We start from the raw sequence: 22,860 nt of genomic DNA, 5'->3' as shown, positions 1-22,860 counted from the left end.
GGCCGGCCGACACCCCCCGGGCCGGCCGACGACGGCAGTCGGTCGACACCCCCCGGGGTCGGCCGGCTGTCACCCGGAGCCGACCGGATCCCCAGGCGGCGTCGCGGGGTGGAGGGAGCTGGCGGGGCGGGACGCGTCCCCGCGCTCCGCCGCCCCCCATCGGGCGGAGCGCGGGGACCCCCCGTCCCGGCTACTGCAGGAACGCCCCCAGGGGCGAGAGCAGCAACCGGCCGAGCGCCGCGGCGTTGTCGTCCAACCGCGTGCGCTCACACTCGCGGGCGTCCGGATCGTGCCGGCACCGCCAGATCTTCTGCGCGTTGCGCCAGGCGACATCGCGGGTGTACTCGACCAGTTCCCCCTGGTACCAGTCGTCGATGTCGCCGTTGAGCATGTCGATGAGCAGCTGCCACCGCTCCAGGTAACCCCGACGAAGGCCGGGGATCTTGTCCGCGAAGATGTTGTTGATCTCCAGGTAGTCGTGGTGCTGGTCGCTGCCGTCGACCGGCTCCGACTCCAGGTGGTCGAACGTGGTGACCAGCGCGAACGGCAGGTCGAAGTTGATGTGCGCGTTGACCCCGGCGGCCGCCGACGGCAGCGGCCGGGCGTCCGGCCCGCGCATCCGCTCGAACAGGCACGACCACGCCTTCGGGGTGCCCGGGCTGGAGTCGGTCCACAGTCGCATCGCGTCGAAATACCGCGCGGCGAACTCGACGTCCAGCCGGGACAGGAACACCGGGTCGACGAAGCGGTCGTCGTACAGCCCGTCGAGGACGCTGCTGGTGATGGTCAGGTAGAGCTTGTTGAAGTCGGCCAACGGACAGCTCTCCTCCAACGGAGGCAGCCGGACCAGCATGTCCTGGAGCTTGGTGAGGTGGTCGACGACGGCCGGCACGTCCGCCGGATGGTCGGCGAGCAGGTCGACGATGTCCCGGTGCACGGGCCCCCAGACCGGTTCGGTCATCTCTCCTCCATGGGTGGTCCGCGGCACCCCCGTGCCGCCGTCGACGGTGCTCAGCCTTTCAGCCGACACCGACCGCCGGATCAGTAGAACGACGTATCCGGGCGCGCACAGGCGCCGGCTGACCGACCGGTCGGTCAGCCGCGCCGGTTGCGCAACTGGATGGCGCTGGCCTGAACGCGGGTACGGACCTGGAGCTTGTCGAAGATGTGCGACACGTGCACGCCGATCGTCCGCTCGCTGATGAACAGCCGCTGCCCGATCTCCTTGTTGGTCAGTCCCTCGGCGACCAGGGCGAGCACCTCCCGCTCCCGCGCGGTGAGCGTCGCCAACTCGTCGTCGGCCGGCTCGGTCGGGGTCGCGCCCCGCAGACGGTCGGTGGCCTCGCGCTCCTCCAGCGACACCCGGGCCCGCCCGGCCAGCTCCCGGATCTCCGAGGTCAACGGCACCGCGCCGAGCCCCTGCGCCACCCGGTACGCCTCGCGCAGCAGTTTGGCGGCGGTGGCCACCCGGCTGCGCCGGGCCAGCAGCGCCTCGGCCTGCCGCAACCGCGAGTACGCCGCCGGGTAGGGGTGGTTGCGTCGCTCCCATTCGGCGACCGAGTTGGCCCACAGCTCCGGGTCGCTGCCGTCGAGCCGACTCACCTCGGCGGCGCAGAGCGCCAGGAAGCCGTCCACCACCGAACGGACCGGACGTGCCGCGGACGCGCTCTTGCGCGCGACCCGCTCGGCCACGTCCCGCAGCCGCCGCACCGCCGTCGGGTCGACGGCCACCGTACGGCTGGCGTGCGCCTCCGCCTCGGCGCGCAGGCCGTGCCAGACCAGCGCGGACAGGATGGTCACGTCGTCGGAGCGGCTCTCGGTCAGCCCGCGCTGCACCGCCTGCCGCGCCACGTCGTGCCGGCCCTCCCACATGGCCAGCCCGGCGCGCAGGGTGAGCAGCGGGATGACGTGCCGGGCACCGCCGCCGGCGAGCACCGTGGCCACCGCGTCGAGGTCCCGGTCGGCGGCGGTGATGTCGCCGTAGCCCACCGAGAGCCGGCACCGGGCCAGCAGCAGCTCGACGGCGTCCGCTCCGGACGGGCGGTGCCGCAGCGCGGCGGCGACCACCTTCTCCGCCTCGGCCCACTGGCCCACGCGGAACAGCCCGTTGGTGGCGATGGCCAGCAGCCGGGTCTCCCAGGTGCGGCCCAGCCCCAGCTCGGCCACCCGCTCGGCGCCCCGGCGGGCCACCACCACCCCCTCCTCGAGGATGTTCAGCGGGCCGGTCAGCAGCTCGGCCAGGTGCAGGTACGCGCAGGCCACGTCCTCCGGCCGGCCGGCGCGCTCGGCGGTGTCGAGCGCCTGGCGCATCACCGCCAGTCCGGCGTCCGGGTCTTCCAGGTAGGCCTCGCTGAAGCCGAGCGCGGAGCTTGCCAGCACCACCTCGGTGGTGGATCCCTCCACCGTGGCGGCCAGCGCCAGCGCCTCCCTGGCCCGCCGGCCGGCGTCGGCGTACCGGCCGAGGTGCAGCAGCAGCTCGGCCAGGTGCGCGGCGGCGGTGGCCCGCTCACCCGTGGAGCAGTCCGCCGCTTCCAACGCCCGCTGGTACTCCTCCTCGGCCAGCGCCGAGCGCCCGGCGGCGGCCAGGTAGCGGGCCCGGCGGATGTGCAGCGCGCAGCTCGGCTCGCCGCCCTGCACCACGGCGAGCTCCTCCAGCAGGGCCAGCGCCCGGGCGTGCTCCCCACAGTGGTGGGCCGCCTCGGCGGCGTGCCCGAGCAGCTCGACCCGGTCCACACCCGGCGTGCCCGGGTCGCCGGCCAGCTGCAAGGCCGCCGACCAGTGCCGGTGCGCCTCGGCGTAGCCGTGCAGCCGCTCGGCCTCCTGCGCGGCGGCCACCGCCGCCGGCAGCGCCCGGGCCGGTTCGCCGGCCAGCCGCCAGTGGTGCGCCAGTCGGGCCTGGTGCAGTTCGGCCGGCGCGGCGGTCAGCGCCTCGGCGTAGCGACGGTGCAACCCGGAGCGCTCGGCGGGCAGCAGCTCGTGCGCCAGGACCTCGGCGACGAGCCGGTGCCGTAGCCGGTAGCCGTCGTCGGCGCCGACCAGCAGCCGGTGCGCCACCGCGGCGCGGGCCGCCTCGATCAGCTCCTCCTCGGGCAGCCGGAGCACCTCGGCGAGCAGCCAGTGCTCCACCGGCTCGACGCCGGCGGCCACCGCGTGCACCACCGCGTGCGCGTGCTGGGGCAGCGCGTCGACCCGGGCGAGGAAGATCTCACGCAGCGTCTCGGACAGCCCGTCCCGGCCGTCGCGCAGGTCGCGGGCCAACTCCTCGATGACGAACGGGTTGCCGCCGCTGCGCTGCCACACCTGCTCGGCCGCGTCGGAGGCGAGCTCCCGGCCGACCACCGCGGCGGCGAGCCGTTCGGTGCCGGCGCGGTCCAGTGGAGCCAGGTCGAGCACCCGCACCGTCCGCAGTCGACGCAGCTCGGTGAGGACCCGGCGCAGCGGGTGCGCGCCCTGCAACGACTCGGCGCGGACCGCGGCCAGCACCGAGAGCTGGAGGTCGCCGAGGCCGGCCAGCAGGTACAGCAGCAGCTGGCGGGTGCTCCGGTCGACCCACTGGAGGTCGTCCAGGATCAGCACCAGCGGCCGGCCCTCGGCGATCAGATGCAGACCGCGGGAGACCCGCTCCAGCAGCGCGCCCGCGCCGTCCGGGCCGGCGGTCTCGTCGGCGAACATCTGCAACAGACCGCGTACGGCCGAGGAGGTGCGCGCCTGTGCGGCGGACAGGTCGGCGTCGAAGCGTCGCAGTGCCTGCAACAGCGGGTGCAGCGGGGAGGCGTCGCCGATGTCCAGGCAGCTGCCGGTGAGCACCAGGGCGCCCTGGTCACGCAACCGGGCGCCGATCTCGCCGAGCAGCCGGGTCTTGCCCACGCCGCTCTCACCGGTCAGGAAGACGGCGGCGGTCTGCCCGTGCGTGACGTCACCGAGCAGCGCGGACCGAACCGTCTGCACCAGCTCCGCTCGGCCCACGAGCGGGGCGGTGTCCACATCGCTGGCCATGGCACGCAGCCTAATCACACGCCCCCGTACCGTTCTACGGCCATCTGCCGCTTGTGGTACTCCTCGCGTCGACATTGCGACTAAAGGTTGCGGTTGGCCGACATACGTCGTTCTGCCGATCCCCCGTCAGCGCAGGAATGCCAATCTCCGAAGGTCTGCAGGCAGCAGTGGGAGAGAGGCCGGTGCGAATACCCATGACCACCATCGTCACGCAGCGGACCAGCACCCCGCACTGGCCGGTGCCGCAGGAGCGACGCACCGTGACCGTGCTCTTCGCCGACATCGTCGGTTCCAGCGCGCTGGTCGAGCGACTGGACCCGGAGGACGTCCGGGCGCTGCAACAGGCCTACTTCGACACCGTCGCCGGTGTGCTGCACCGCTGGCACGGGGTGGTCGAGAAGTACGTCGGCGACGCGGTGATGGCGCTCTTCGGTGCGCGCCACTCCGATGGCTTCGACGCGTACCGCGCGGTCCGCGCCGGGCTGGAGATCCAGGCCGCGCTGGACCGCCGGCCGATGGTCGGTGACATCACGCTGCGGGTACGCGTCGGTGTGGCCACCGGCGAGGTGGTGGTCGACCTGGGCAGCGCGGTCGACGGCGGTCACGGCGTGGCCAGCGGCGCGGTGATCACCGCCGCGGCCCGCCTGCAGGAGTACGCGCCACCCGGCGCCGTCGCGCTCTGTGCGGCCACCGCCCGGGCCACCGCCGGTCTGATCGCCCAGCGTCAACTGGCGCCGGTCACCGGGCGGGTGCCGCCGGCGCCGGTCTGGCACGCGGTCGGCCCCGTACGCCCGAGTGCCGACCCGCACGACGGCCCGCTGATCGGCCGCCGTCGCGAGCTGGCCACCGTACGCGACCAGCTGAGCCGGGCGGTCCGCGAGCACAGCCCGCGCTGGGTGTCGCTGGTCGGCCCGACGGGCAGCGGCCGCAGTCGGCTGCTGCACGAGCTGACCACGTCGCTGACGACGGTGGACGGGGTGGCGGTGCGCTGGTGCGTGGCGGCCTGCCAGCCGTACCCGGATCAGGTGCTCGCGCCGGTCGCGGACCTGCTGCGCGAATTCGCCGGGATCCGCCACGGCGCGGGCCCGGCGGTGGTCCGCGACCGGTTGACGGCGACCCTGACGCCGCTGCTTCCGCCGGCCCGGGTCGCCGCGGCGGTTCCGGCGCTGGAACGGTTGCTGGCCACCCCGGACGGCTCGGCGGTCTCGCTGGCCGGCGCCGCGGCCTGCCGGGACGCCCTGCTGCGCCTGGCCGCCCAACGGCCGCTGATCGTCGCCGTGGACGACCTGGACCGGGCCGCCCCCGCGGTGAGCCGGTTCCTGCACGCGCTGTTCACCGCCGCCTCGGCGCGCGGGCTGCCGCTGGCCGTGGTCACCCTGCACCAGCCGCACTGGGCCGACACCCGACCCGGTACGGCCCGGCGCGTGGCGGTCCGGCCGCTGGCCACGGTGCAGAGCGGGCGGCTGCTGCGCCTCCTGCTGACCCGGGCCGGGCAACCGGTGGCGCTGGTCGACCGACTGCTGCCGATGGTGGGCGGGCGTCCCGGGCACGCGGCGGCGTACGTGCGTTCCATCGTCGACGGCGCGGACCCGGCGGCGCTTCCGCTGCCCGACGACGTGCACCGGGCGGTCGGCGCGGAGCTGGACCGGCTCGACGGTGAGCGGCGGGCGGTGCTGATGGCCGCCGCAACCCTGGGCGGCGTCACCGCCGGCGCGATGCTGGACCGGGCGCTCGGCTGGACGCCGGGGCGGTGCGGGCCGGTGCTGCGCGGGCTCGTCGCCGCCGGGCTGCTGGTCCCCCGCCGGGCCGGCGGGTACGCGTTCGCCGCGCCCGCGCTGCGCCGGCTCGCCGCCGAGCGACTGCCCCGGGCACTGCGGGCCGTCTTCGCCCGCCGCGCGGGCGACGGCGCCCAGGTCGACGTCACCCACCCGGACGCGGTCGAGCGTAACGACGGCTCCGCCCCCGACCGGCCCACCGCGGTCGCCGTCGCCGTCCCCGTCGCCGTCCCCGTCGCCGTCCCCGTCGCCGTCCCCGCCACGCACCGCGCGGACGACCCCGCTACCGCACGGCGCCCGGACACCCCCCGGATCGCTCGTCCAGCGCCCGTGCGGCGGTTCTGGACGACCGCGCCTTCGGGCGACGTGCCGCCGGACCGATCCGCCGCCGCGCTCGCCCCGACCCGCACGGCGCAGGTGGCCACGCCGGCGCTGCGCTCCATCGCGGGCGGCGACCGGAGCCCGGGCGTGTACCGGACGCCGGCACCGGTCCCGGCGGCGCCCGTCGTGCCGGAGTCGTCCGTGCCGCGGCCCCTGCGTCGGCGCGGCGCGCTGACCGTCGTCCGTGCCGCGCCAGGCGTGGCACGCGCCGTACCGCGCCCGCCGTTGATACACCCGCTGGGCGGGCTCGCCGCGTCCGCGTGACCCACGACCCCGCCCGGGAGCAGCTGCTGGACGCCCTCGACGCTCAGGCGGCGGCGAGGAAGGCCAGCACCCGTGGCCAGGTCATCGCGGCGGCGTCGGGGGCGTACTCGGCGACGTCCGGGTCGGTGAACAGGTGCCCCACGCCCGGGTAGCGGAACACCGTCAGGTCGGCGCCGGCGTCGGTCATCGCCCGCTGCCACTCGTCGACCTCGTCCGGCGCGTCGTACGGGTCGGGGTCGGCGAGGTGCAGCTGCACCGGCAGCCCGGAGCGGACGGCTTCCGGCGCGCCACCGGTGCCGTGCAGAAGGAGCAGACCGGCGGTGTCGGGGCGCTCGGCCAGGAGCGCCCCGGCCACGCCGGCGCCCATCGAGAACCCGGCGAGCACGGTCTCCACCGGCAGCTCCCGCAGCGCCGCCCGGGCCCGGTCGAGCACCACCTCCTGGCCGATCTTGTCGAGCAGCGCGAAGCCCTCCTCGACGGTGTCGGCGGCCTGGACGCCGTAGAGGTCGGGAGTGACGACCCGGTGCCCGGCGGCGCGCAGCCGGTCCGCGGCGGCGCGCACGGCGGGCCGCAGCCCGTACACGGAGTGGAACAGCACGACGTGTCGCATCCGGTCATCCTGCCCCAGCTGGACGGCCGTGCGGTGTGGGCACGCGGGGCGGCCGTCAGACCAGCGCGGCCAGCCGGGCCACCAGCTCGGACGGCGGCGGCATCGCGGCGATCTCGCGGCCGACCTGCCCGGCCGCGGTCCGCAGGCCGTCGTCGGTGAGCAGCCGGGTCAGCGCCTGCGGGGTGATGTCGCGGGGGCGCAGTGCCAGGCCGGCGCCTCGACGGGCCACCAGCTCCGCGTTGTGCCGCCGGTCCCCCGGACCGACGGTGGCCAGCTGCGGCAGGCCGGCGGCGAGGGCGCCGAAGGCGCTGCCCGCCCCGCCGTGGTGGACCAGCGCCGCGCTCGCCGGCAGGGCCTCGTCGAGCGGGATCCAGTCGACCACCCGGACGTTACCGGGCAGCACACGGGTCGAGCGCCGGTCCGGCCGGACCAGCACGATCTCGGCGTCCACCCGGGCGGCGGCCGCGACCACGGCGGGCATCGGCCCCCGGTCGCCGGGGCCGGTGAGGGTGCTGCGGGTGACCAGGATCCGGGGCTGGTCGCCCGGCTCGCGCAGCCAGGCCGGCAGCTCGCCGCCGCCGACGTAGGAGGTGTACCGCATCGGCCAGCCGTCCTGCGTGGTCACGCTGGGCGGGGCCACGGCGAGGGCCGCGGCGGGCGGAGGCAGCTCGGTCAGGCCGTGCCGGCGCAGCGCGGCGCCGAGCCGGGCGCTGGTGGCTCGGACCAGGTCCCGGCCGTCGAAGAGGGCGTTCTCCTGCCGGACCGCCGGCACACCCAGCCGGGCGGCGGCCACCGCGCCGGCCACCGCGAACGGCTCGTGCAGGACCAGGTCCGGATGCCACCGGGTGGCCAGCGCGACGACCGGGTCGGTGAGCTGGTCGTTGAGTGCCCCGAAGAGCAGGCCGGCGCCTCGGGTGCCGGCCGTGCCGGCCAGCTCGGCGCGGGCGATGAGCGGGTGGCGCGGCAGCACGCGCAGCGCGATCCGGCCGAAGTCGAAGCCCGGCGCCACGTCGTGCACCGGCAGGCCGGCGTCGGCGGCCGCCAGGCCACCGCCACCGGTCGCCAGCAGCACGTCGTGGCCGGCGTCACGCAGCGCGACGGCGAGCGGCACCAGCGGGAAGACGTGGCCGACGAGCGGCGCGGAGACCACCAGGACACGCATGGACGGATCCTATGTCGACGGTGGCGCCGCCGGTGTCCGGCTGCGGCCCCGGAACTCCGCGACCACCTCGCCGTCGTCCCGGGTGACCGTGACGTCGTAGATGCCGCTGCGGCCGTAGCGGGTGCGTTCGGTGGCGCGGGCGGTGAGCAGGTCCCCGCCGCGGGCCGGCCGGACAAAGGTGATCTCACCCCCGGCCGCGACCGTGACCGGGCCCCGGCTGTTGCAGGCCAGCGCGAAGGCGGTGTCGGCGAGCAGGAAGACGAAGCCGCCGTGGGCGATCGCGTGACCGTTGAGCATCCGCTCGGTCACCCGCATCCGGGCCACCGCCGCGCCGTCGGCGGCCTCGACCAGCTCGATGCCGAGGCCCCGCGAGGCCGCGTCGGCGGCGAACATGTCGTACGCCGGGTTGCGCTGTTCCGCCACGTCAGCCGGCCCGCCGCTGGTCGACGATGCGCCGCATCTTGCCCACCGAGCGCTCCACCCCGTCCGGAGCGAGCACCTGCACCGCCACGCTCACACCGATGGTGTTCTTCACCAGCTCCACCAGGGTCGCGCCGGCACGCTCGGCGGCGTCCAGCGCGACCTCGGCCCGCCGTTCGACCCGCACCGTCAGGGTGTCCAGCCGGCCCTGCCGGTCGAGTACGCACTGGAAGTGCGGCGACAACTGCGGGGTCCGCAGGATCAGCTCCTCGATCTGGGTCGGGAAGATGTTCACCCCGCGCACGATCATCATGTCGTCCGTCCGGCCGGTGATCTTCTCGATCCGGCGCATCGGGCGGGCGGTGCCCGGCAGCAGCCGGGTCAGGTCCCGGGTCCGGTACCGGACGACCGGCATCGCCTCCTTGGTCAGCGAGGTGAGGACCAGCTCGCCCTGCTCGCCGTCGGGCAGCACCGCCCCGGTGACCGGGTCGATGATCTCCGGGTAGAAGTGGTCCTCCCAGAGGTGCAGCCCGTCCTTGGTCTCCACGCACTCGGTGGCCACACCCGGGCCCATCACCTCGGAGAGCCCGTAGATGTCGACCGCGTGGATGTCCAGCCGGTGCTCCATCTCCCGGCGCATGTCCTCGGTCCACGGCTCCGCGCCGAAGATGCCCACCCGCAGCGAGGTCGTCCGGGGGTCGACGCCCTGGCGCTGCATCTCGTCCACGATGGCCAGCATGTAGCTGGGCGTGACCATGATGACCTCGGGTTCGAAGTCGCGGATCAGCATGACCTGGCGTTCGGTCATGCCACCGGAGACCGGGATGACCGTGCAGCCCAGTTCCTCGGCGCCGTAGTGCGCGCCGAGCCCACCGGTGAACAGCCCGTAGCCGTACGCCACGTGCACCCGGTCGCCCGGACGCCCGCCGGACGCACGGATCGACCGGGCCATCAGCCGGGCCCACGTCCGCAGGTCGTCGCGGGTGTAGCCGACGACGGTCGGCCGGCCGGTGGTGCCCGAGGAGGCGTGCAGCCGGGCGACCCGCTCGCGGGGCACGGCGAACATGCCGAACGGATAGTTGTCCCGCAGCTCGGCCTTGCCGGTGAACGGGAAGCGGGCCAGGTCGTCGAGGTCCCGGCAGTCGTCGGGGTGCACCCCGACCGCGTCGAACGCCCGGCGGTAGTGCGGGACGTTGTCGTACGCGTGCCGCAGCGACCAGCGCAGCCGCTCGCGTTGCAGGTCGCGTAGCTCGTCGATGCCGGCTCGCTCGATCGGCTCCAACTCCTCGGGCCGAGGGGTGCGGTCCTGCATGCCTGCCTCCTGTCCACCGGGCACGGCCGGTTCCACACCGGCCGACCCGGGTAAGGTACGCCGCGCCGGTCAGGGGTTCTCCGGGCGTCCACCAGGGTGTGCCCGGTCAGCCGGGTGTCGGCAACCGGTGCGGCGCGGCCAGTCCGGGGTGGCCTCGGCGTCGGTCAGCGCACCCGCCAGCACCTGGTCGTGGGTGGGCCGGAGTCGGGCTCTTCGCCGGCAACCCGCTCGGCGGCGGGGCGGTCGGGCGGCCGACAGGTCACTGTCGCGCACCCTCGTCACCGTCCTGGCGGTGCTCGGCGGGTTCACGCTGATCTCGGCGGGCCTGGTGCCGACCATCGTCGCGCTGGTGCTGCCGGGCATTCGGCTTCCCACCGTGCCGCCGTCGCAGCTGCGCATCATGCGGTACGCCCAGCAGGCGCCCACCCGGCGCGACGGTCGAAGCGCCGGGCCGGACGGATGACCGGCCCGGCGCCCCAGTGATCATCGCGTTGCCATCATCTCGCAATTGCAAGTCATGTGCAACAAGGTCTGGACAGGCGGCCGACGCCGTAACTAGCCTGCTCGTCATGACTCCTTACATCACGGATGCGTCGGCGTGGCAGGAGAGCTGGGACCGCCAGCAGGAGGCCTACCTGCCGGACCGGGAGCACCGGTTCACCGCCATGCTCGACGCGGTGGACGCGGTCCGCGACGGCCGGCCGCCGCGCGTGCTCGATCTGGCCGGCGGCACCGGCACCATCTCCCTGCGGACGCTGGCGCGGTTCCCCACCGCCGAGGTGACCCTGGTGGACCTCGACCCGGCGCTGCTGGCCATCGCCCGCGCCTCCCTCACGGACCGGGCCACCGTGGTCACCGCCGATCTCGGCGCCCCCGAATGGCTGTCGGCGCTGCCCCACCGCGAGTACGACGCCGTGCTCACCGCCACCGCGCTGCACTGGCTGCCGGCCGAGCGGCTCGGCCGGCTCTACGGCGAGATCCGCGACCTGCTGCGGCCGGGCGGGATCTTCGTCAACGCCGACCACATGCCCGACGACACCCTGCCGGAGCTGACCAAGCGGCTGCTCGACCGCGCCCGGGACCGGCGGGCCGCCCGGTACGCGGCCGGGTCGGTGCTGTCCTGGTCGGACTGGTGGGAACGGGCCGGCGCCGACCCGGTGCTCGCCCCGCTGGTCGCTCAGCGGCACGCCATCTACCCGACCGGGCACAGCCCCGAGTGGAACCCGCCGGTCTCCTGGCACCTGGCCACCCTGACCTCGGCCGGCTTCAGCGAGGTCGGCACGGTGTGGCGCGGCGGCCCGGACGCCGCCGTCGCGGCGGTGCGCTGACCGACCAACCCCGACGCCCGGCCGTCCCCGACGCCCACCGGTTGACCAGCCGACCCCGCGCCTGCCGCCGGCAGGCGTCTGCCTCGCTGGTCGGCCCGCCGCCGGACGGGTGGGCGATATGCTGGCCCCGGAGCCGGGGGGGCTCCCGGCGGTGGGGCCCGCCGTCCCGGGCACCAGGAGAACCGCGACGCCGCTCGCCAACGGTCCCTGCCAGTGAGACCCGTGCTGGTAGGGAGGCATCATGTCCGGCCCGCTCGATCCGCGTACCGATCCCGACGTCGACCTGCGGGTTCCCGCCGACCGGGGCGAGCTGACCGCGCGCCCCGCGGCGGTGCTCGCGGCGATCGCGGCCGGCGGAGTGTTCGGCGCGCTGGCCCGGGTCGGCCTGCAACACGCCCTCCCCCACCCGCCGACGGGTTTCCCGTGGGCGACGTTCACCATCAACGTGTCCGGCTGTCTGCTGATCGGCGTGCTGATGGCGGTGCTCGGGCACCTCGGCGGCGGACGCCCGCTGGTTCGCCCGTTCCTCGGGGTCGGGGTGCTCGGCGGTTTCACCACCTTCTCCACCTACGCCGTGGACGTGCAGCAGGCGGTGGTCGCGGGCGCCGCGGGCACCGCGCTGGCGTACCTGGCCGCGACGGTGGTCGGCGCCCTCGTCGCGGTGTGGTGCGGTGACGCCGCCGCCGCACGGCTGCTCCATCGCAACGGCCACGACGACGAGCGGCTCGCCCGATGACGGTGCTGCTCATCGCGCTCGGGGCGGCCGTCGGCGCGCCGCTGCGCTACCTCACCGACCGGGCCGTCCAGTCCCGGCACGCTTCGGCGTTCCCGTGGGGGACGTTGACCGTGAACGTGTTCGGCTCGCTGCTGCTCGGCGTGCTCGTCGGGCTGCCGACCGGCCCGGCGGTCAGCGCGCTGCTCGGCACCGGCTTCTGCGGCGCGCTGACCACCTACTCCACCTTCAGCTACGAGACGCTGCGACTGACCCGGACGGGCAACCGGCTCGTCGCGCTGGCCAACGTGCTGGCCAGCGTCACCGCCGGACTCGCGGCGGCGACCGCCGGCTACGCCCTGGCCCGGGCCCTGACCGGCTGACCCCCGAGGCGCCCGTCGCGTGCCCGGCTCCCGAGCCCGAACCCGACGCGGTCACCGCGGGACGACCGCGAGATCACGCCGCATCCTGGATGTAGTGGCATCGTTCCGCGAGCGAGGCCACTACATCCAGGATCGGGCGCGATCATGCGGAGCGACCCGGCGCAGGAGGCGTCCCGCGAGCGCCACGCGCGAGGGCCCACGGCGTCAGGCGGAGCGCGCGGACCGCGCGGGGCTCACGCGGACGGCGCGGGGCTCAACGCGGGGCGCGGGGCTCACGCGGGGGGCGCGGCCAGGGCGACCACCGGGCCGAGGACGAAGACGGCGGGCGGGGCGATGCCCTCGCGGGTGGCCACCGCGCCGATCTCGTCCAGCCGGGCCGACACCGACCGCTGGGCGGAGTGCCCGGCGTCCTGGATCGCGAGCACTGGGGTGTCCGGGGCGCGGCCGTGCTCGACCAGCGCAGCGGCGATCTTCGCGATGGTGTCCACCGCCATCAGCAGCACCAGGGTGCCCCGGGTCCGGGCCAGCGCCGCCCAGTCGACCAGCGAATCGGGGTGGCCGGGCGGCAGGTGCCCGGAGACCACGGTGACGTCGTGCGCCACGCCCCGGTGGGTCACCGGCACGCCGGCCAGCGCCGGCGCGGCGATCGCACTGCTCACCCCGGGCACCACGGTCACCGGTACGCCGGCGGCCCGGCAGGCCTGCACCTCCTCGTGGCCGCGCCCGAAGACGTACGGGTCACCGCCCTTGAGCCGGACGACCCGCCGACCGGCGCGGGCGTGCGACACGAGGGCCGCGTTGATCGCGTCCTGGGCCATCGAGGGGCCACGGGGCACCTTGGCGGCGTCGATCACCAGCACGTCGGGGCGCAGCCCGGCGACCAACCCCTGCGGGGCCAGCCGGTCGACCACCACCACGTCCGCGGCGTCGAGCAGCGCCCGGCCGCGTACCGTGATGAGGTCGTCGGGTCCGGGCCCGCCACCGACCACGGCGACCGAACCGTGATCGTGCTGGTGGTCGTGCTGGTGGTCGTGCCCGTGGTGGTGGTGATGGTGGCCGCCGACCGGGTCGTCGGGATGGTCGTGCGGGCGTTGCGGGCGGCCCACCTTGTCGGCGAAGCCCGGCATCAGCACCCGGTACGCGCAGGTGTCGCAGTTCATCCGGATGTCACCGCCGAGCGCCTCGGCGTACCGCTGGAGCACCAGGTCGGCCAGCGCGTCGCAGTCGCCGATCAGGTCGGCCACCCGCACGTCCAGGTCGGGGTGGGCGGAGGCGAACTCCGCCGCCTGTGCGGTGATCCGGTCCGGCAGCACGCCGGCGAACAGGAAGTACGGCGCGACCACGATCCGTCGGGCGCCGAGCCGACGCAGTCGGTCCAGCACCGCCGGCACCGACGGCTCCGCGAGGGAGATGAACCCCGGCTCGACGCCCGCGTAGCCGCGCCCCTCCCAGAGCAGCCGGGCGACCTTGGCCACCTCGGCGTTGGCATCCGGGTCGGTGGAGCCCCGACCGATCAGCGCGACCCAGGTGCCGGCCCGGTCCGCGCCGGCCAGTGCCGCGTCGATCCGCTGTTCGAGGGCGTCGTGCAGCAGCGGGTGCGGGCCGAGCGGGCGACCGTAGCGGTAGCTCAGCCCGGGGTGGCGCTGCTGTTCGCGTCCCATCGCGGCGGGGATGTCGCCCTTGCCGTGCCCGGCGGCGGTGAGCACCAGCGGCAATGCCACCAGCGCCCGGTGCCCACGCGCGACCAGCGCGCCGACCGCGTCGGTCAGCGGCGGGCGGGACAGCTCGATGAAGCCGGCCTCGACGTCGCCGATGGCACCCGCGGCGCGTCGGCGGACCCGCTCGACCAGCGCGGCGAACTGCTCGACCCCGGCCGCGCTGCGCGTGCCGTGCCCGACGATGACCAACCCGTTCATGGTGTCTCCTCGACGTAGAGCAGGGCGTTGAGGGCGGCGGCGGCGACCGCCGACCCGCCCTTCTCGCCCACGTTGGACACCCCGGGCAGTCCGCTGGCCCGCAGCGCCGCCTTCGACTCGGCCGCGCCCACGAAGCCGACCGGCAGGCCGACGACGAGCGCCGGCGCGGCGTCCAGGGTGAGCAGTTCGACCAGCGCGGTCGGGGCGCAGCCGACCACCCAGACCGCGCCCGGGCCGACCCGGTCCAGCGCGATCCGCACGGCCGCCGCCGAGCGGGTGATCCGGGCCGCCCGACCGAGTTCGGCGGCGGCCGGCTCGGCGATGGGGCAGACCAGCTCCAGGCCGGTCCGGGTGAGCCCGGCGGCGACCATCGCCACGTCGGTGACCACCGGCGCGCCGGCGCGCAGCGCGGCCAGCCCCGATTCCAGGGCCGCCTCGTCGCAGACCAGCTCGTCGACGTACGCCAGGTCGGCGCTGGCGTGCACCACCCGCTCGGTCACCGCCCGGCTCAGCGGCGGCAGGTGGGACAGGTCGACCCGGTCGCGCAGGATCCGGTACGACTCGGCCTCGATGGGGTGCACCGCCCGGCTCATCGGGTTCCTCCACGGTCCAAGGGGTCGGCGACGCGAATCGCGTCGACCGGGCAGATCTCCAGGCACTCCAGGCAGCCGGTGCACCGGTCGGCGCGGACGGTCAGGCCGCCGGCGACCGGCCGGATCGCGTGGGTGGGGCAGGTGAGCAGGCAGGCGCCGCAGCCCTGGCAGCCGCCGATGGTCACGATCGCCACCGGTACCCCCGGGGCGTGACCATCCGGCCGGCGACCAGCCGGGTGTCGCTGCTGCCGACCACGACGACGCTGTACATGTCGACCACGCCCGGGTCGAGGGTGGACAGGGTCGCCAGGTGCACGCGTTCGTCGGGGCGGCTGGCGTTGCGTACCACTCCGACCGGGGTGTCCGGCGGCCGGTGCGCGGCGAGGATGCCGAGCGCCTTGCCGAGCTGCCAGTCGCGGGCACGGCTGCGCGGGTTGTAGAAGATCGCCACGAAGTCCCCCTCGGCGGCGGCCGTCACCCGCCGTTCGATGACCTCCCACGGCGTGTGCAGGTCGGACAGGCTCAGGTAGGCGTGGTCGTGGCCGAGCGGGGCGCCGAGCAGCGCGCCGGCGGCGAGCGCGGCGGTCACCCCGGGGACACCCACCACGTCGATCCGCGCGTCGGCGTACTCCAGGGCGGGACTGGCCATCGCGTACACCCCGGCGTCGCCGGAGCCGATCAGCGCGACCGCCCGGCCGGCGGTGGCCTCGGCGACGGCCGTGCGGGCCCGCGCCTCCTCCGCGCCCAGCCCGCTGGAGAGCACGCGGGTGCCCGGTCGGAGCAGGTCGCGCACCTGGTCGAGGTACTGGTCGAGGCCGACCACCACGGCGGCGCGGCGCAGTTCGGCCACCGCGCGCGGGGTGCGCAGGTCGGCGGCCCCCGGGCCGAGCCCGACCAGGGCCAGCCGACCGCGCGGCGCGTGCCGCGCCACCGCCACGGTGGCCATCGCCGACGCGGTCTTCGGCACCAGCAGCGTGGCGTCGCCCGCCCGGCCGGTCGGGCCGAGCAGCGCCGCGGCCTCCGCCACGCTCGGCGTGCCGACCGCGGCGCGGACCACCTCGCTGGGATGCGGCACGTCGACCGCCGCCAGGTTCGTCGCCGGCCAGGTCATCAGGGGTACGCCGAGCGCGTCGGCGGTGCTCAGGATGCCCGCCTCGTCGGCCTTGACGTCGGCGCTGGCGAAGCAGCGCAGGCTCGCCGGGCTGAGGCCGGCCTCGGCCAGCACCCGGCGCAGCAGCTCCGCCACCTCGGCGGCGGGTACGCCCCGACTCGCGCCGACCCCGGCGACCAGCGACGGTGGCCGCAGCACCGCGGTCCGCCCGTCCAGCGGCACCGTCCGGTCGGTGACCAGCAGCCGGTACCCGTCGTCCGCCACGTCGTCGGCGGTGACGCACACGTTCGGGGGTAGGGCCGGCAGCGGCCAGTCGGCGTCGGCGATCAGGCGGACCGGTTCGCCGTCCAGGATGGCCCGGGACACCGCGGCCACCGCGCCCTGCACCGGCCAGCCGAGGGTGTCCAGCCCGGGCAGGCCGACCGCGTCGGTGGCGGTGGTGACCACCGGCCGGGCGTCCAACAGCGCGCCGACCCGCTCGGCGAGGTCGTTGCCGCCGCCGGCGTGCCCACCGAGCAGGGCCACCGCGTGCCGGGCCGCCTCGTCGACCACCACCACGGCCGGGTCGGTGCGCTTGTCGGCGAGCAGCGGCGCGAGGATCCGCACGACCGCGCCGGTGGCCAGGAAGGCGACCACCGCGTCGCACCGCGTCCAGGCGGTCCGCAGCGCGTCGGCGACGCTCTCCCCCTCGACCAGCCGGGCGTGCGGCCACGCGGTGGCGACGGTGTGGGCGTGGCGGCGGCCGGCGGCGGTGGCCGCGACCAGCCCGATCCGGGTGGGCGTACTCAGGTCGTTCACGGGCGCTCCCCGGTGAGGACGACCACCGGGTTGGTGGCCGCGAGGCGGATCGACCCGCCGGGCAGGTCGGCGAGGCGGGCGGCGGAGAGTTGACTGCCCTCGACCGTGTAGCCGGCGGCGCGCAGCAGGCCGACGGCGGGCGCGACCCGGTCCAGGGCGGCCAGGGTGAGCACCACCCGGCCGGGTTCGCGGGCCACCACGGCGGCGAGGACCTCCGGCCCGCCACCGCCGACGAAGACCGCGTCGGGCTCGGGCAGGCCGGCCAGCGCCGCCGGGGCCCGCCCGACGACCAGCCGGACGTCCACGGCGTGCGCGGCGGCGTTGGCCCGGATCGTCTCGCCGGCCCGGGCGTCCTGCTCGACGGCGAGCACGGCCGCCCCGAGCAGGGCGCACTCGATGCCGACGGAGCCGCTGCCGGCACCGACGTCCCAGACGAGCCGGCCGAGTCGGGGTCGCAGGCGGGCGACGACGAGGGCGCGAACCTCCGACTTGGTGATCATCGAGTCACGGTGGGCGTAGCGGGCCTCCGGCAACGCCCACCCGCCGTAGGGTGCGGCGGCGGGCTGGTTGTCCGACCGCATCCCACCCGACGACCCGCGCCCTGCCGGGCCGGCGTCGGACAGCTCGACGCACCCGGCGGCGACCGCGTCAGCGCTCCCGGCGTCAGCGGGGTTCGCAATGCTGAGCAGCACGTGCGGGTCGGACCAGGTCTCGGTCGCGGCCCGCTCCGGTGTCACCTCGCGGACCCGTTCCGCGTCGGTGCCCAGGTGCTCGGCGACCAGCAGGCGGCGGGACCACCCGATCAGGCCGGCGCCCAGCTCGGCGGCGCCGGCGCCGGGCGCGGTGAGCACGGCGACCAGCGGGAGCGCCCGGCAGGCGTTCAGCGCCGGTCGCGGGTCGCGGCCGTGCGCGGTGACCACGGCGGCGCCGTCCCACGGCATCCCGGCGCGGGCGAACGCGGTGGCCACGCTGGACACAGCCGGGACGACCCGCAGCGGCAGCCCGGCCGCGCGCAGCCGCCGGACGATGCCGAACAGGCCGGGATCGCCGCTGGCCAGCACCACGGCCGGCACCCCGTCGGCGACGGCGGCGGTCAGCCGGCGCACGGCGGGGGCGAGCGGACCGAGAGCGACGGTGGCGGCGCCGGCCGGTACCGGCACCGAGGCCAGGTGCCGGGCGGCCCCGACCACCAGCCCGGCGGCGGCCAGCGCGGGCGCGAGGGCGGGGTGCGGCGGCGCGCCGGCGGCGTCGAGGCCGACCACGGTCACCGGGGTCATCGGGGCCACCGGCCCGAGGAGGCGACCACCTGGGCGCCCGCGAAGTCGACCATGGCCACGTCGACGCTGACCGCCTGCCCGGCGAACCGCAGCAGCACCTGGCGGACCCGCCGGCAGAGCAGGTCACCGGCCGGAGCGAGCAGCCCGGCGGCCTCCCACAGCTCGTACGCGTGCCGGCCGGTGTTCGCCTCGGTCACCGCGGCGACCAGCGCCGCGTCGCCACCGGCCTCGGCGGTCACCGCGCCGAGCAGGGACAGGTCCACCTTGGAGCGGGTGTAGTGGGTCATCAGGATGCCGGCGGCGAGCTTGGCCAGTTTGCCGGCCATGCCGACGAAGACCACACCGGTCATGGCGTCGCCCACGGCGGCGGTGACGGCGGCGCCGGTGAAGTCGCCGACCTCGACGAAGCAGACCTCGGGCAGTTCGGGCAGCAGCGCCCGGGCGGCCCGTTCGGTGCGCCCGCCGGTGCAGAGCACCACCGTCCGCTCGCCCTGGGCGGCCATCACGTGCACGGCCTGCACCACGCTGGCCCGCCAGGAGGCGGTGGAGAAGGGCCGGACGATTCCGGTGGTGCCGAGGATCGAGATGCCGCCGAGGATGCCGAGCCGCCGGTTGGTGGTCTTGCGGGCCATGATCTCGCCCCGGGGGACGCTGATCACCACCTGGACGCCGACCTCGCTGAGGTCGACCACCTCGGCCACCGCCTCGCTGATCATCCGGCGCGGCGTGTCGTTGATCGCCGGGCCGCCGACCGCGAGCCCGAGGCCCGGCTTGGTGACCGTGCCGACGCCGGGGCCGCCGGCCAGCCGCAGACCGGGCACGTTCGTCCAGTCCACCGTGGCGGTCAGCTCGGCGCCGTGGGTGACGTCCGGGTCGTCGCCGGCGTCCTTGACCACCACCGCCTCGGCCCGGGCCGGCGGCGTGCCGGTCAGCTCGCAGCGGGCCACCGGAAAACGCACCCGCCGCCCGGCGGGCAGCCCGATCTCCACCTCCGGCTGGGCCGCGCCGGTGACCAACGCGGTGACCGCGGCCTTGGCCGCCGCCGTCGCGCAGGCGCCGGTGGTCCAGCCGGTGCGCAGCGCGGTGGGCCGGACCTTCGCGGTACGCGGCAGGTCCGGCTCGCGCAGCGGCGGCTCGGCGTACGTCACGACGTGGCGCCCGGTGTCGCGGGCTCCCCGCCGTCCTGGACTCCGCCGGTGCGGGCGCCGGCCCGGCGGCGGAGTTCGGCGCGTGCGGCCGGCTCGGCCCGACGGAAGGTGTGGAAGTGCCCGGGGTGGTACAGGTGCGAACGGGTGCCCTCGGCGGCGAGGGCCGGCCCGACCAGGAAGAGGGTGTGCTTCCACAGCCGGTGCTGCTTGACGGTCGCCTCCAGCGTGCCGACCGTGCAGCGCACCACCAGCTCGTCCGGCCAGGTCGCCTGGTACGCCACCACGGCGGGGGTGTCCGCCGGGTAGCCGCCGGCGAGCAGCTCGGCCTGCACCTGCCCGGAGCGGGCCGCGGAGAGGAACAGCGCCATGGTGGTGCCGTGCCGCGCGAAGTCACGCACCCGCTCCCCGGGCGGCATCGGGGTCTTGCCGCCCTCGAGGCGGGTGAGGATCACCGACTGGGCGACCTCGGGGACGGTCAGCTCCCGCCCGACGATCGCCGCGACGGCGGTGAACGAGGAGACACCGGGCACGATCTCGACGGCCAGGTCGAGTGCCCGGCACAGGTCCAGCTGCTCCTGCACCGCCCCCCACAGCGCCGGGTCGCCGGAGTGGATCCGCGCCACGGTCAGCCCCTGCTCGGCGGCCCGCGTGTAGAGCGGAAGCACCCCTTCGATGGGCAGCTGCGAGGAGTCCACGATCTCGGCGTCGGGCCGGGCGTGGGCGAGCACGTCGGCGTGCACCAGGCTGGCCGCCCAGATGACGATGTCCGCCTCGGCGATGACCCGGGCGGCCCGCAGGGTCAGCAGGTCCGCCGCGCCGGGACCGGCGCCGACGAACCACACCTTGCCGTCGCTGGTCACAGTTTTCCTCCTCGATGGTCGCGGCGGGCCGGGACCAGCAGCGTCGACAGGTACGGCAGGTCGTCTTCGGAGTCGTCGACCGGGCCGACGCGTTCCCCGGGGAGCCCCAGGCTCCGCCCGAGCACCGCGTCGGCGAGCCGGCCCTGCCGGCGCAGCTCGGCGAGCAGCTCCGGGTGCCGCCGCCAGCCCTTGTAGGCGACCACGGTGCCCGGCCCGGCGAGGGCGTCGGCGAACAGCGCCAGTCCGGCGGTGGCCGGCAGCAGGGTCAGCGGTTCGCGTCCCTCGCAGAGCGGGGTGCCGCTTCGCGCGGCCAGTTCCTGCATGGCGGTGACGCCGGGCACGGTCGCCACCCGCACGCCGGGACGCAGGGCGTGGACGCTCTGCGCCAGGTAGCCGAAGGTGGAGTAGACGTTCGGGTCGCCGATGGTGGCGAAGGCCATTGACCTGGCGCCCGCGTCGATCGCCTCCACGACGACCCGCGCGGCGGCGTCCCAGGCCGCCGTCCGGCGGGCGGTCACCCCGCCCCGGTCGTCCAGGGCGAACGGCAGCCGGCGCAGCCGGTCCGCCGGGACGTACGCGCGCACCGTCCGCTCGGCGCGCCCCGCCTCCGCGCCCGGCGCGACAGCGGTCCCGGGCGGACCGGCCCGGTCGGCCATCACGGGTACGAGGACCAGGTCGGCCTCGCGCAGGATCCGCACGGCCTTGACGGTGAGCAGTTCCGGGTCGCCGGGTCCGACACCGACGCCGGTCAGCGTGGCGTCGGCCGACCCGCCGTGCCCTGCGGCGGCGGGACGAACGGCGGCGCTCATCGGCACGCCTCGACCAGGCGGCGGGCGGCGCCGGGGTGGCCGGCCCAGTGGGTGTGCAGGTAGGAGGCGTGCACCCGGCCGGCGACGAAGCCGTGCTCCGCGCCGTCCCAGCGCCACGCCGGCCGATCGCCGTGCCCCGGGTCGGTGCTGGTGCGGTGGAACTCGTGCCCGCGTACCGGCTCGCCGGCCCGGGCCACCGGAGAGTCGGTGACAGCCACCGCCTCGCGGTAGCCGAGGGTGAGCCGGCCGGTCATCCGGGCGGTCAGGTCCAGCCGGCCGCACATGGGCGCGTCGTCGAGGGACCGCCCGAGGTAGAGCAGCCCGGCGCATTCGGCCACGATCGGCCCGTCGAAGGAGGCCAGCTCGGCGCGGAGGGCCCTGTTGCCGGCCAGCGCCTCCGCGTACGCCTCGGGAAAGCCGCCGCCGATCACCACGGCCCGGGTGCCGCTGGGCAGCGCCGGATCGCGCAGCGGGTCGACGGTGACCACGTCCGCGCCGGCCGCGGTGAGCAGTTCGGCCGTCTCCGCGTACGAGAAGGTGAAGGCCGGACCACCGGCGAGGGCGACCAGCGGCCGCTCCGCGCCGGCCGGCCCGCCGACGGCGGCGACCGGGTCCCAGGCGGGCGCGGTCATTGGTGGGGCGCTCCGGGCGAGGTCGAGCACGGCGTCCAGGTCCACGGTGGACTCGACCAGCTCGGCGAGGGCGGTGACGATCGCGAGGGACTCGGGCGCCCGTTCGGCGACCGGGATAAGCCCCAGGTGCCGGGCCGGGGCGGCCACCTCGGCGGCCCGGGTGACCGCCCCGAGCACCGGTACGCCCACCTCGGCGAGGGCGTCGCGCAGCAGCGTCTCGTGCCGGGGCGAGCCGACCCGGTTGAGGATCACGCCGCCGATCCGTACGGCCGGGTCGAAGGCGGCCATGCCCAGCGTCAGCGCGGCGGCGGAACGGCCCTGCGCGGTGGTGTCCAGCACCAGCAGCACGGGCGCCTCGATCAGCCGGGCGACGTGGGCGGTGGAGGCGTATTCGCGGCGGCCGACCGCGCCGTCGTGCAGGCCCATGACGCCCTCCACCACGGCCACGTCGGCGGGTGTCGGGACGTTCGCGCCGTGCCGCAGCAGCGGGGCGATCCGCTCGGGGCCGACCAGGAACGGGTCGAGGTTGCGGCCGGGCCGTCCGGCGGCGAGGGCGTGGTAGCCGGGGTCGATGTAGTCCGGGCCGACCTTGTGCGGGCTGACCGTCAGGCCCCGGCGGCGCAGCGCGGCCAGCAGCCCGGTGGCGACGGTGGTCTTGCCGTGTCCGCTGGCCGGCGCGGCGACCACCACCCGGGGCAGCGCCCACGGCCCGGTGCTCACCACTCGATGCCCTTCTGGCCCTTCTGGCCGGCGTCCATCGGGTGCTTGACCTTGGTCAGCTCGGCCACCAGGTCGGCGGCGGCGACCAGTCGCGGGTCGGCGTCCCGGCCGGTGATGACCACGTGCTGGAAGCCGGGGCGGTCGGCCAGGGTGGCGACGACCTCGTCGACGTCCACCCAGCCCCACTTCATCGGGTAGGTGAATTCGTCCAGCACGTACAGCCCGTAGCGCTCGGCGGCCAGGTCGCGCTGGATCTGCCGCCAACCCTCCAGGGCATCCGCGGCGTGGTCGGCGTCGCCACCGCGCTGGATCCAGGACCAGCCCTCGCCCATCTTGTGCCACGCCACCGGCGCGCCCTGGCCGGTGCGCTCGTGCACCTCACCGAGGGCCCGGAAGGCGTTCTCCTCCCCCACCCGCCACTTGGCGCTCTTGACGAACTGGAACACCCCGACCGGCAGGCCGGCGGTCCACGCCCGCAGCGCCAGCCCGAAGGCGGCGGTGGACTTTCCCTTCATCTGTCCGGTGTGGACCATCAGCAGTGGCCGGTGGCGTCGCTGCCGGGTCGTCAACCCGTCGGTGGGCACCGTGCTCGGCTGTCCCTGCGGCATCAGGCGACGCTCCTGTCGAACGAGGTGGTGGCCACGGCGGTGGGG

20 protein-coding genes and 1 pseudogene are annotated in these 22,860 nt (G+C 76.0%); 5 read left to right on the top strand and 16 right to left on the bottom strand.

What is annotated here, in order from left to right; all coding sequences use genetic code 11:
• Nucleotides 1–190: 190 nt before the first annotated feature.
• Nucleotides 191–961, bottom strand: coding sequence for a DUF5995 family protein (locus EAD89_RS00945; RefSeq protein WP_121652244.1), 771 nt, complete (start codon nucleotides 959–961; stop codon nucleotides 191–193).
• A 134-nt stretch (nucleotides 962–1,095) separates the two neighbouring features.
• Complete coding sequence (locus EAD89_RS00940) at nucleotides 1,096–3,996, bottom strand: LuxR family transcriptional regulator (protein ID WP_121674343.1); 2,901 nt, start codon at nucleotides 3,994–3,996, stop codon at nucleotides 1,096–1,098.
• A gap of 194 nt (nucleotides 3,997–4,190) precedes the next feature.
• Between EAD89_RS00940 and EAD89_RS00935 the strand changes: the two genes are divergently transcribed.
• Entirely contained in the window at nucleotides 4,191–6,416 is a 2,226-nt protein-coding gene (locus tag EAD89_RS00935; RefSeq protein ID WP_121674342.1) for an adenylate/guanylate cyclase domain-containing protein, read from the top strand.
• Nucleotides 6,417–6,459: 43 nt separating this feature from the next.
• Here the strand turns inward: EAD89_RS00935 and EAD89_RS00930 are convergent, their stop codons facing one another.
• The 4 genes from EAD89_RS00930 to paaK are packed head-to-tail and all read right to left on the bottom strand — an operon-like array spanning nucleotide 6,460 to nucleotide 9,920.
• Nucleotides 6,460–7,026, bottom strand: a complete 567-nt coding sequence (locus EAD89_RS00930; RefSeq protein WP_121674341.1) for a dienelactone hydrolase family protein — start codon at nucleotides 7,024–7,026, stop codon at nucleotides 6,460–6,462.
• Nucleotides 7,027–7,081: 55 nt separating this feature from the next.
• Entirely contained in the window at nucleotides 7,082–8,188 is a 1,107-nt protein-coding gene (locus EAD89_RS00925) for a nucleotide disphospho-sugar-binding domain-containing protein (protein ID WP_121674340.1), read from the bottom strand.
• A gap of 9 nt (nucleotides 8,189–8,197) precedes the next feature.
• Complete coding sequence (paaI, locus tag EAD89_RS00920) at nucleotides 8,198–8,581, bottom strand: hydroxyphenylacetyl-CoA thioesterase PaaI (protein ID WP_121674347.1); 384 nt, start codon at nucleotides 8,579–8,581, stop codon at nucleotides 8,198–8,200.
• A gap of 31 nt (nucleotides 8,582–8,612) precedes the next feature.
• Nucleotides 8,613–9,920, bottom strand: a complete 1,308-nt coding sequence (gene paaK / locus EAD89_RS00915; RefSeq protein ID WP_121674339.1) for a phenylacetate--CoA ligase PaaK — start codon at nucleotides 9,918–9,920, stop codon at nucleotides 8,613–8,615.
• 292 nt (nucleotides 9,921–10,212) lie between these two features.
• Here paaK and EAD89_RS30350 point away from each other — a divergent pair, with 292 nt between their 5' ends.
• The 4 genes from EAD89_RS30350 to crcB all read left to right on the top strand — a co-directional run bounded on the left by EAD89_RS30350 (nucleotide 10,213) and on the right by crcB (nucleotide 12,343).
• Entirely contained in the window at nucleotides 10,213–10,383 is a 171-nt protein-coding gene (locus EAD89_RS30350) for a hypothetical protein (RefSeq protein ID WP_158610693.1), read from the top strand.
• A gap of 106 nt (nucleotides 10,384–10,489) precedes the next feature.
• On the top strand, nucleotides 10,490–11,248 hold the full coding sequence (locus EAD89_RS00905) for a trans-aconitate 2-methyltransferase (protein ID WP_121674337.1): 759 nt from the start codon (nucleotides 10,490–10,492) through the stop codon (nucleotides 11,246–11,248).
• Between the two features lie 241 nt (nucleotides 11,249–11,489).
• Complete coding sequence (locus EAD89_RS00900; RefSeq protein ID WP_121674336.1) at nucleotides 11,490–11,984, top strand: CrcB family protein; 495 nt, start codon at nucleotides 11,490–11,492, stop codon at nucleotides 11,982–11,984.
• Nucleotides 11,981–12,343, top strand: coding sequence for a fluoride efflux transporter CrcB (gene crcB / locus EAD89_RS00895; RefSeq protein ID WP_121674335.1), 363 nt, complete (start codon nucleotides 11,981–11,983; stop codon nucleotides 12,341–12,343). The genes EAD89_RS00900 and crcB overlap by 4 nt, the downstream gene beginning before the upstream one ends.
• A 272-nt stretch (nucleotides 12,344–12,615) precedes the next feature.
• Here crcB and cobA read toward each other — a convergent pair whose 3' ends face one another.
• The 10 genes and pseudogenes from cobA to cobO all read right to left on the bottom strand — a co-directional run bounded on the left by cobA (nucleotide 12,616) and on the right by cobO (nucleotide 22,815).
• Complete coding sequence (gene cobA, locus EAD89_RS00890) at nucleotides 12,616–14,259, bottom strand: uroporphyrinogen-III C-methyltransferase (protein WP_121674334.1); 1,644 nt, start codon at nucleotides 14,257–14,259, stop codon at nucleotides 12,616–12,618.
• The gene (locus EAD89_RS00885) at nucleotides 14,256–14,852 is read right to left on the bottom strand and encodes a precorrin-8X methylmutase (protein WP_121674333.1); all 597 of its coding nucleotides are present in this window, start codon (nucleotides 14,850–14,852) and stop codon (nucleotides 14,256–14,258) included. Before EAD89_RS00885 ends, cobA begins: the two co-directional genes overlap by 4 nt.
• Nucleotides 14,849–15,046 carry a DUF362 domain-containing protein gene (locus EAD89_RS00880; RefSeq protein ID WP_121674332.1) on the bottom strand — a complete coding sequence of 66 codons (198 nt, stop codon included), beginning with the start codon at nucleotides 15,044–15,046 and terminating at the stop codon, nucleotides 14,849–14,851. Before EAD89_RS00880 ends, EAD89_RS00885 begins: the two co-directional genes overlap by 4 nt.
• Complete coding sequence (cobJ, locus tag EAD89_RS00875; RefSeq protein WP_121674331.1) at nucleotides 15,034–16,761, bottom strand: precorrin-3B C(17)-methyltransferase; 1,728 nt, start codon at nucleotides 16,759–16,761, stop codon at nucleotides 15,034–15,036. The genes EAD89_RS00880 and cobJ overlap by 13 nt, the downstream gene beginning before the upstream one ends.
• A complete protein-coding gene (gene cbiE / locus EAD89_RS00870) occupies nucleotides 16,758–18,155 on the bottom strand; it encodes a precorrin-6y C5,15-methyltransferase (decarboxylating) subunit CbiE (protein WP_368666327.1) in 1,398 nt (465 codons plus the stop codon). The genes cobJ and cbiE overlap by 4 nt, the downstream gene beginning before the upstream one ends.
• A pseudogene (locus EAD89_RS00865) lies at nucleotides 18,116–19,186 on the bottom strand (cobalt-precorrin-5B (C(1))-methyltransferase); the annotation flags it as partial. The gene cbiE and the pseudogene EAD89_RS00865, both read right to left, overlap by 40 nt.
• Entirely contained in the window at nucleotides 19,183–20,046 is an 864-nt protein-coding gene (cobM, locus tag EAD89_RS00860; RefSeq protein ID WP_233578091.1) for a precorrin-4 C(11)-methyltransferase, read from the bottom strand. The pseudogene EAD89_RS00865 and the gene cobM, both read right to left, overlap by 4 nt.
• Complete coding sequence (cobI, locus tag EAD89_RS00855) at nucleotides 20,043–20,855, bottom strand: precorrin-2 C(20)-methyltransferase (protein WP_121674344.1); 813 nt, start codon at nucleotides 20,853–20,855, stop codon at nucleotides 20,043–20,045. The genes cobM and cobI overlap by 4 nt, the downstream gene beginning before the upstream one ends.
• Nucleotides 20,852–22,210 (bottom strand): cobyrinate a,c-diamide synthase, encoded by a 1,359-nt coding sequence (locus EAD89_RS00850; protein ID WP_121674329.1) that lies wholly within the window; start codon nucleotides 22,208–22,210, stop codon nucleotides 20,852–20,854. Before EAD89_RS00850 ends, cobI begins: the two co-directional genes overlap by 4 nt.
• On the bottom strand, nucleotides 22,204–22,815 hold the full coding sequence (cobO, locus tag EAD89_RS00845) for a cob(I)yrinic acid a,c-diamide adenosyltransferase (protein ID WP_121652226.1): 612 nt from the start codon (nucleotides 22,813–22,815) through the stop codon (nucleotides 22,204–22,206). The genes EAD89_RS00850 and cobO overlap by 7 nt, the downstream gene beginning before the upstream one ends.
• Nucleotides 22,816–22,860 lie beyond the last annotated feature (45 nt).

Source organism: Micromonospora sp. BL4, assembly GCF_003667505.1.
In the GTDB taxonomy this organism is placed as follows: domain Bacteria; phylum Actinomycetota; class Actinomycetes; order Mycobacteriales; family Micromonosporaceae; genus Micromonospora.
This window is presented reverse-complemented; position numbering and strand designations above follow the sequence as displayed.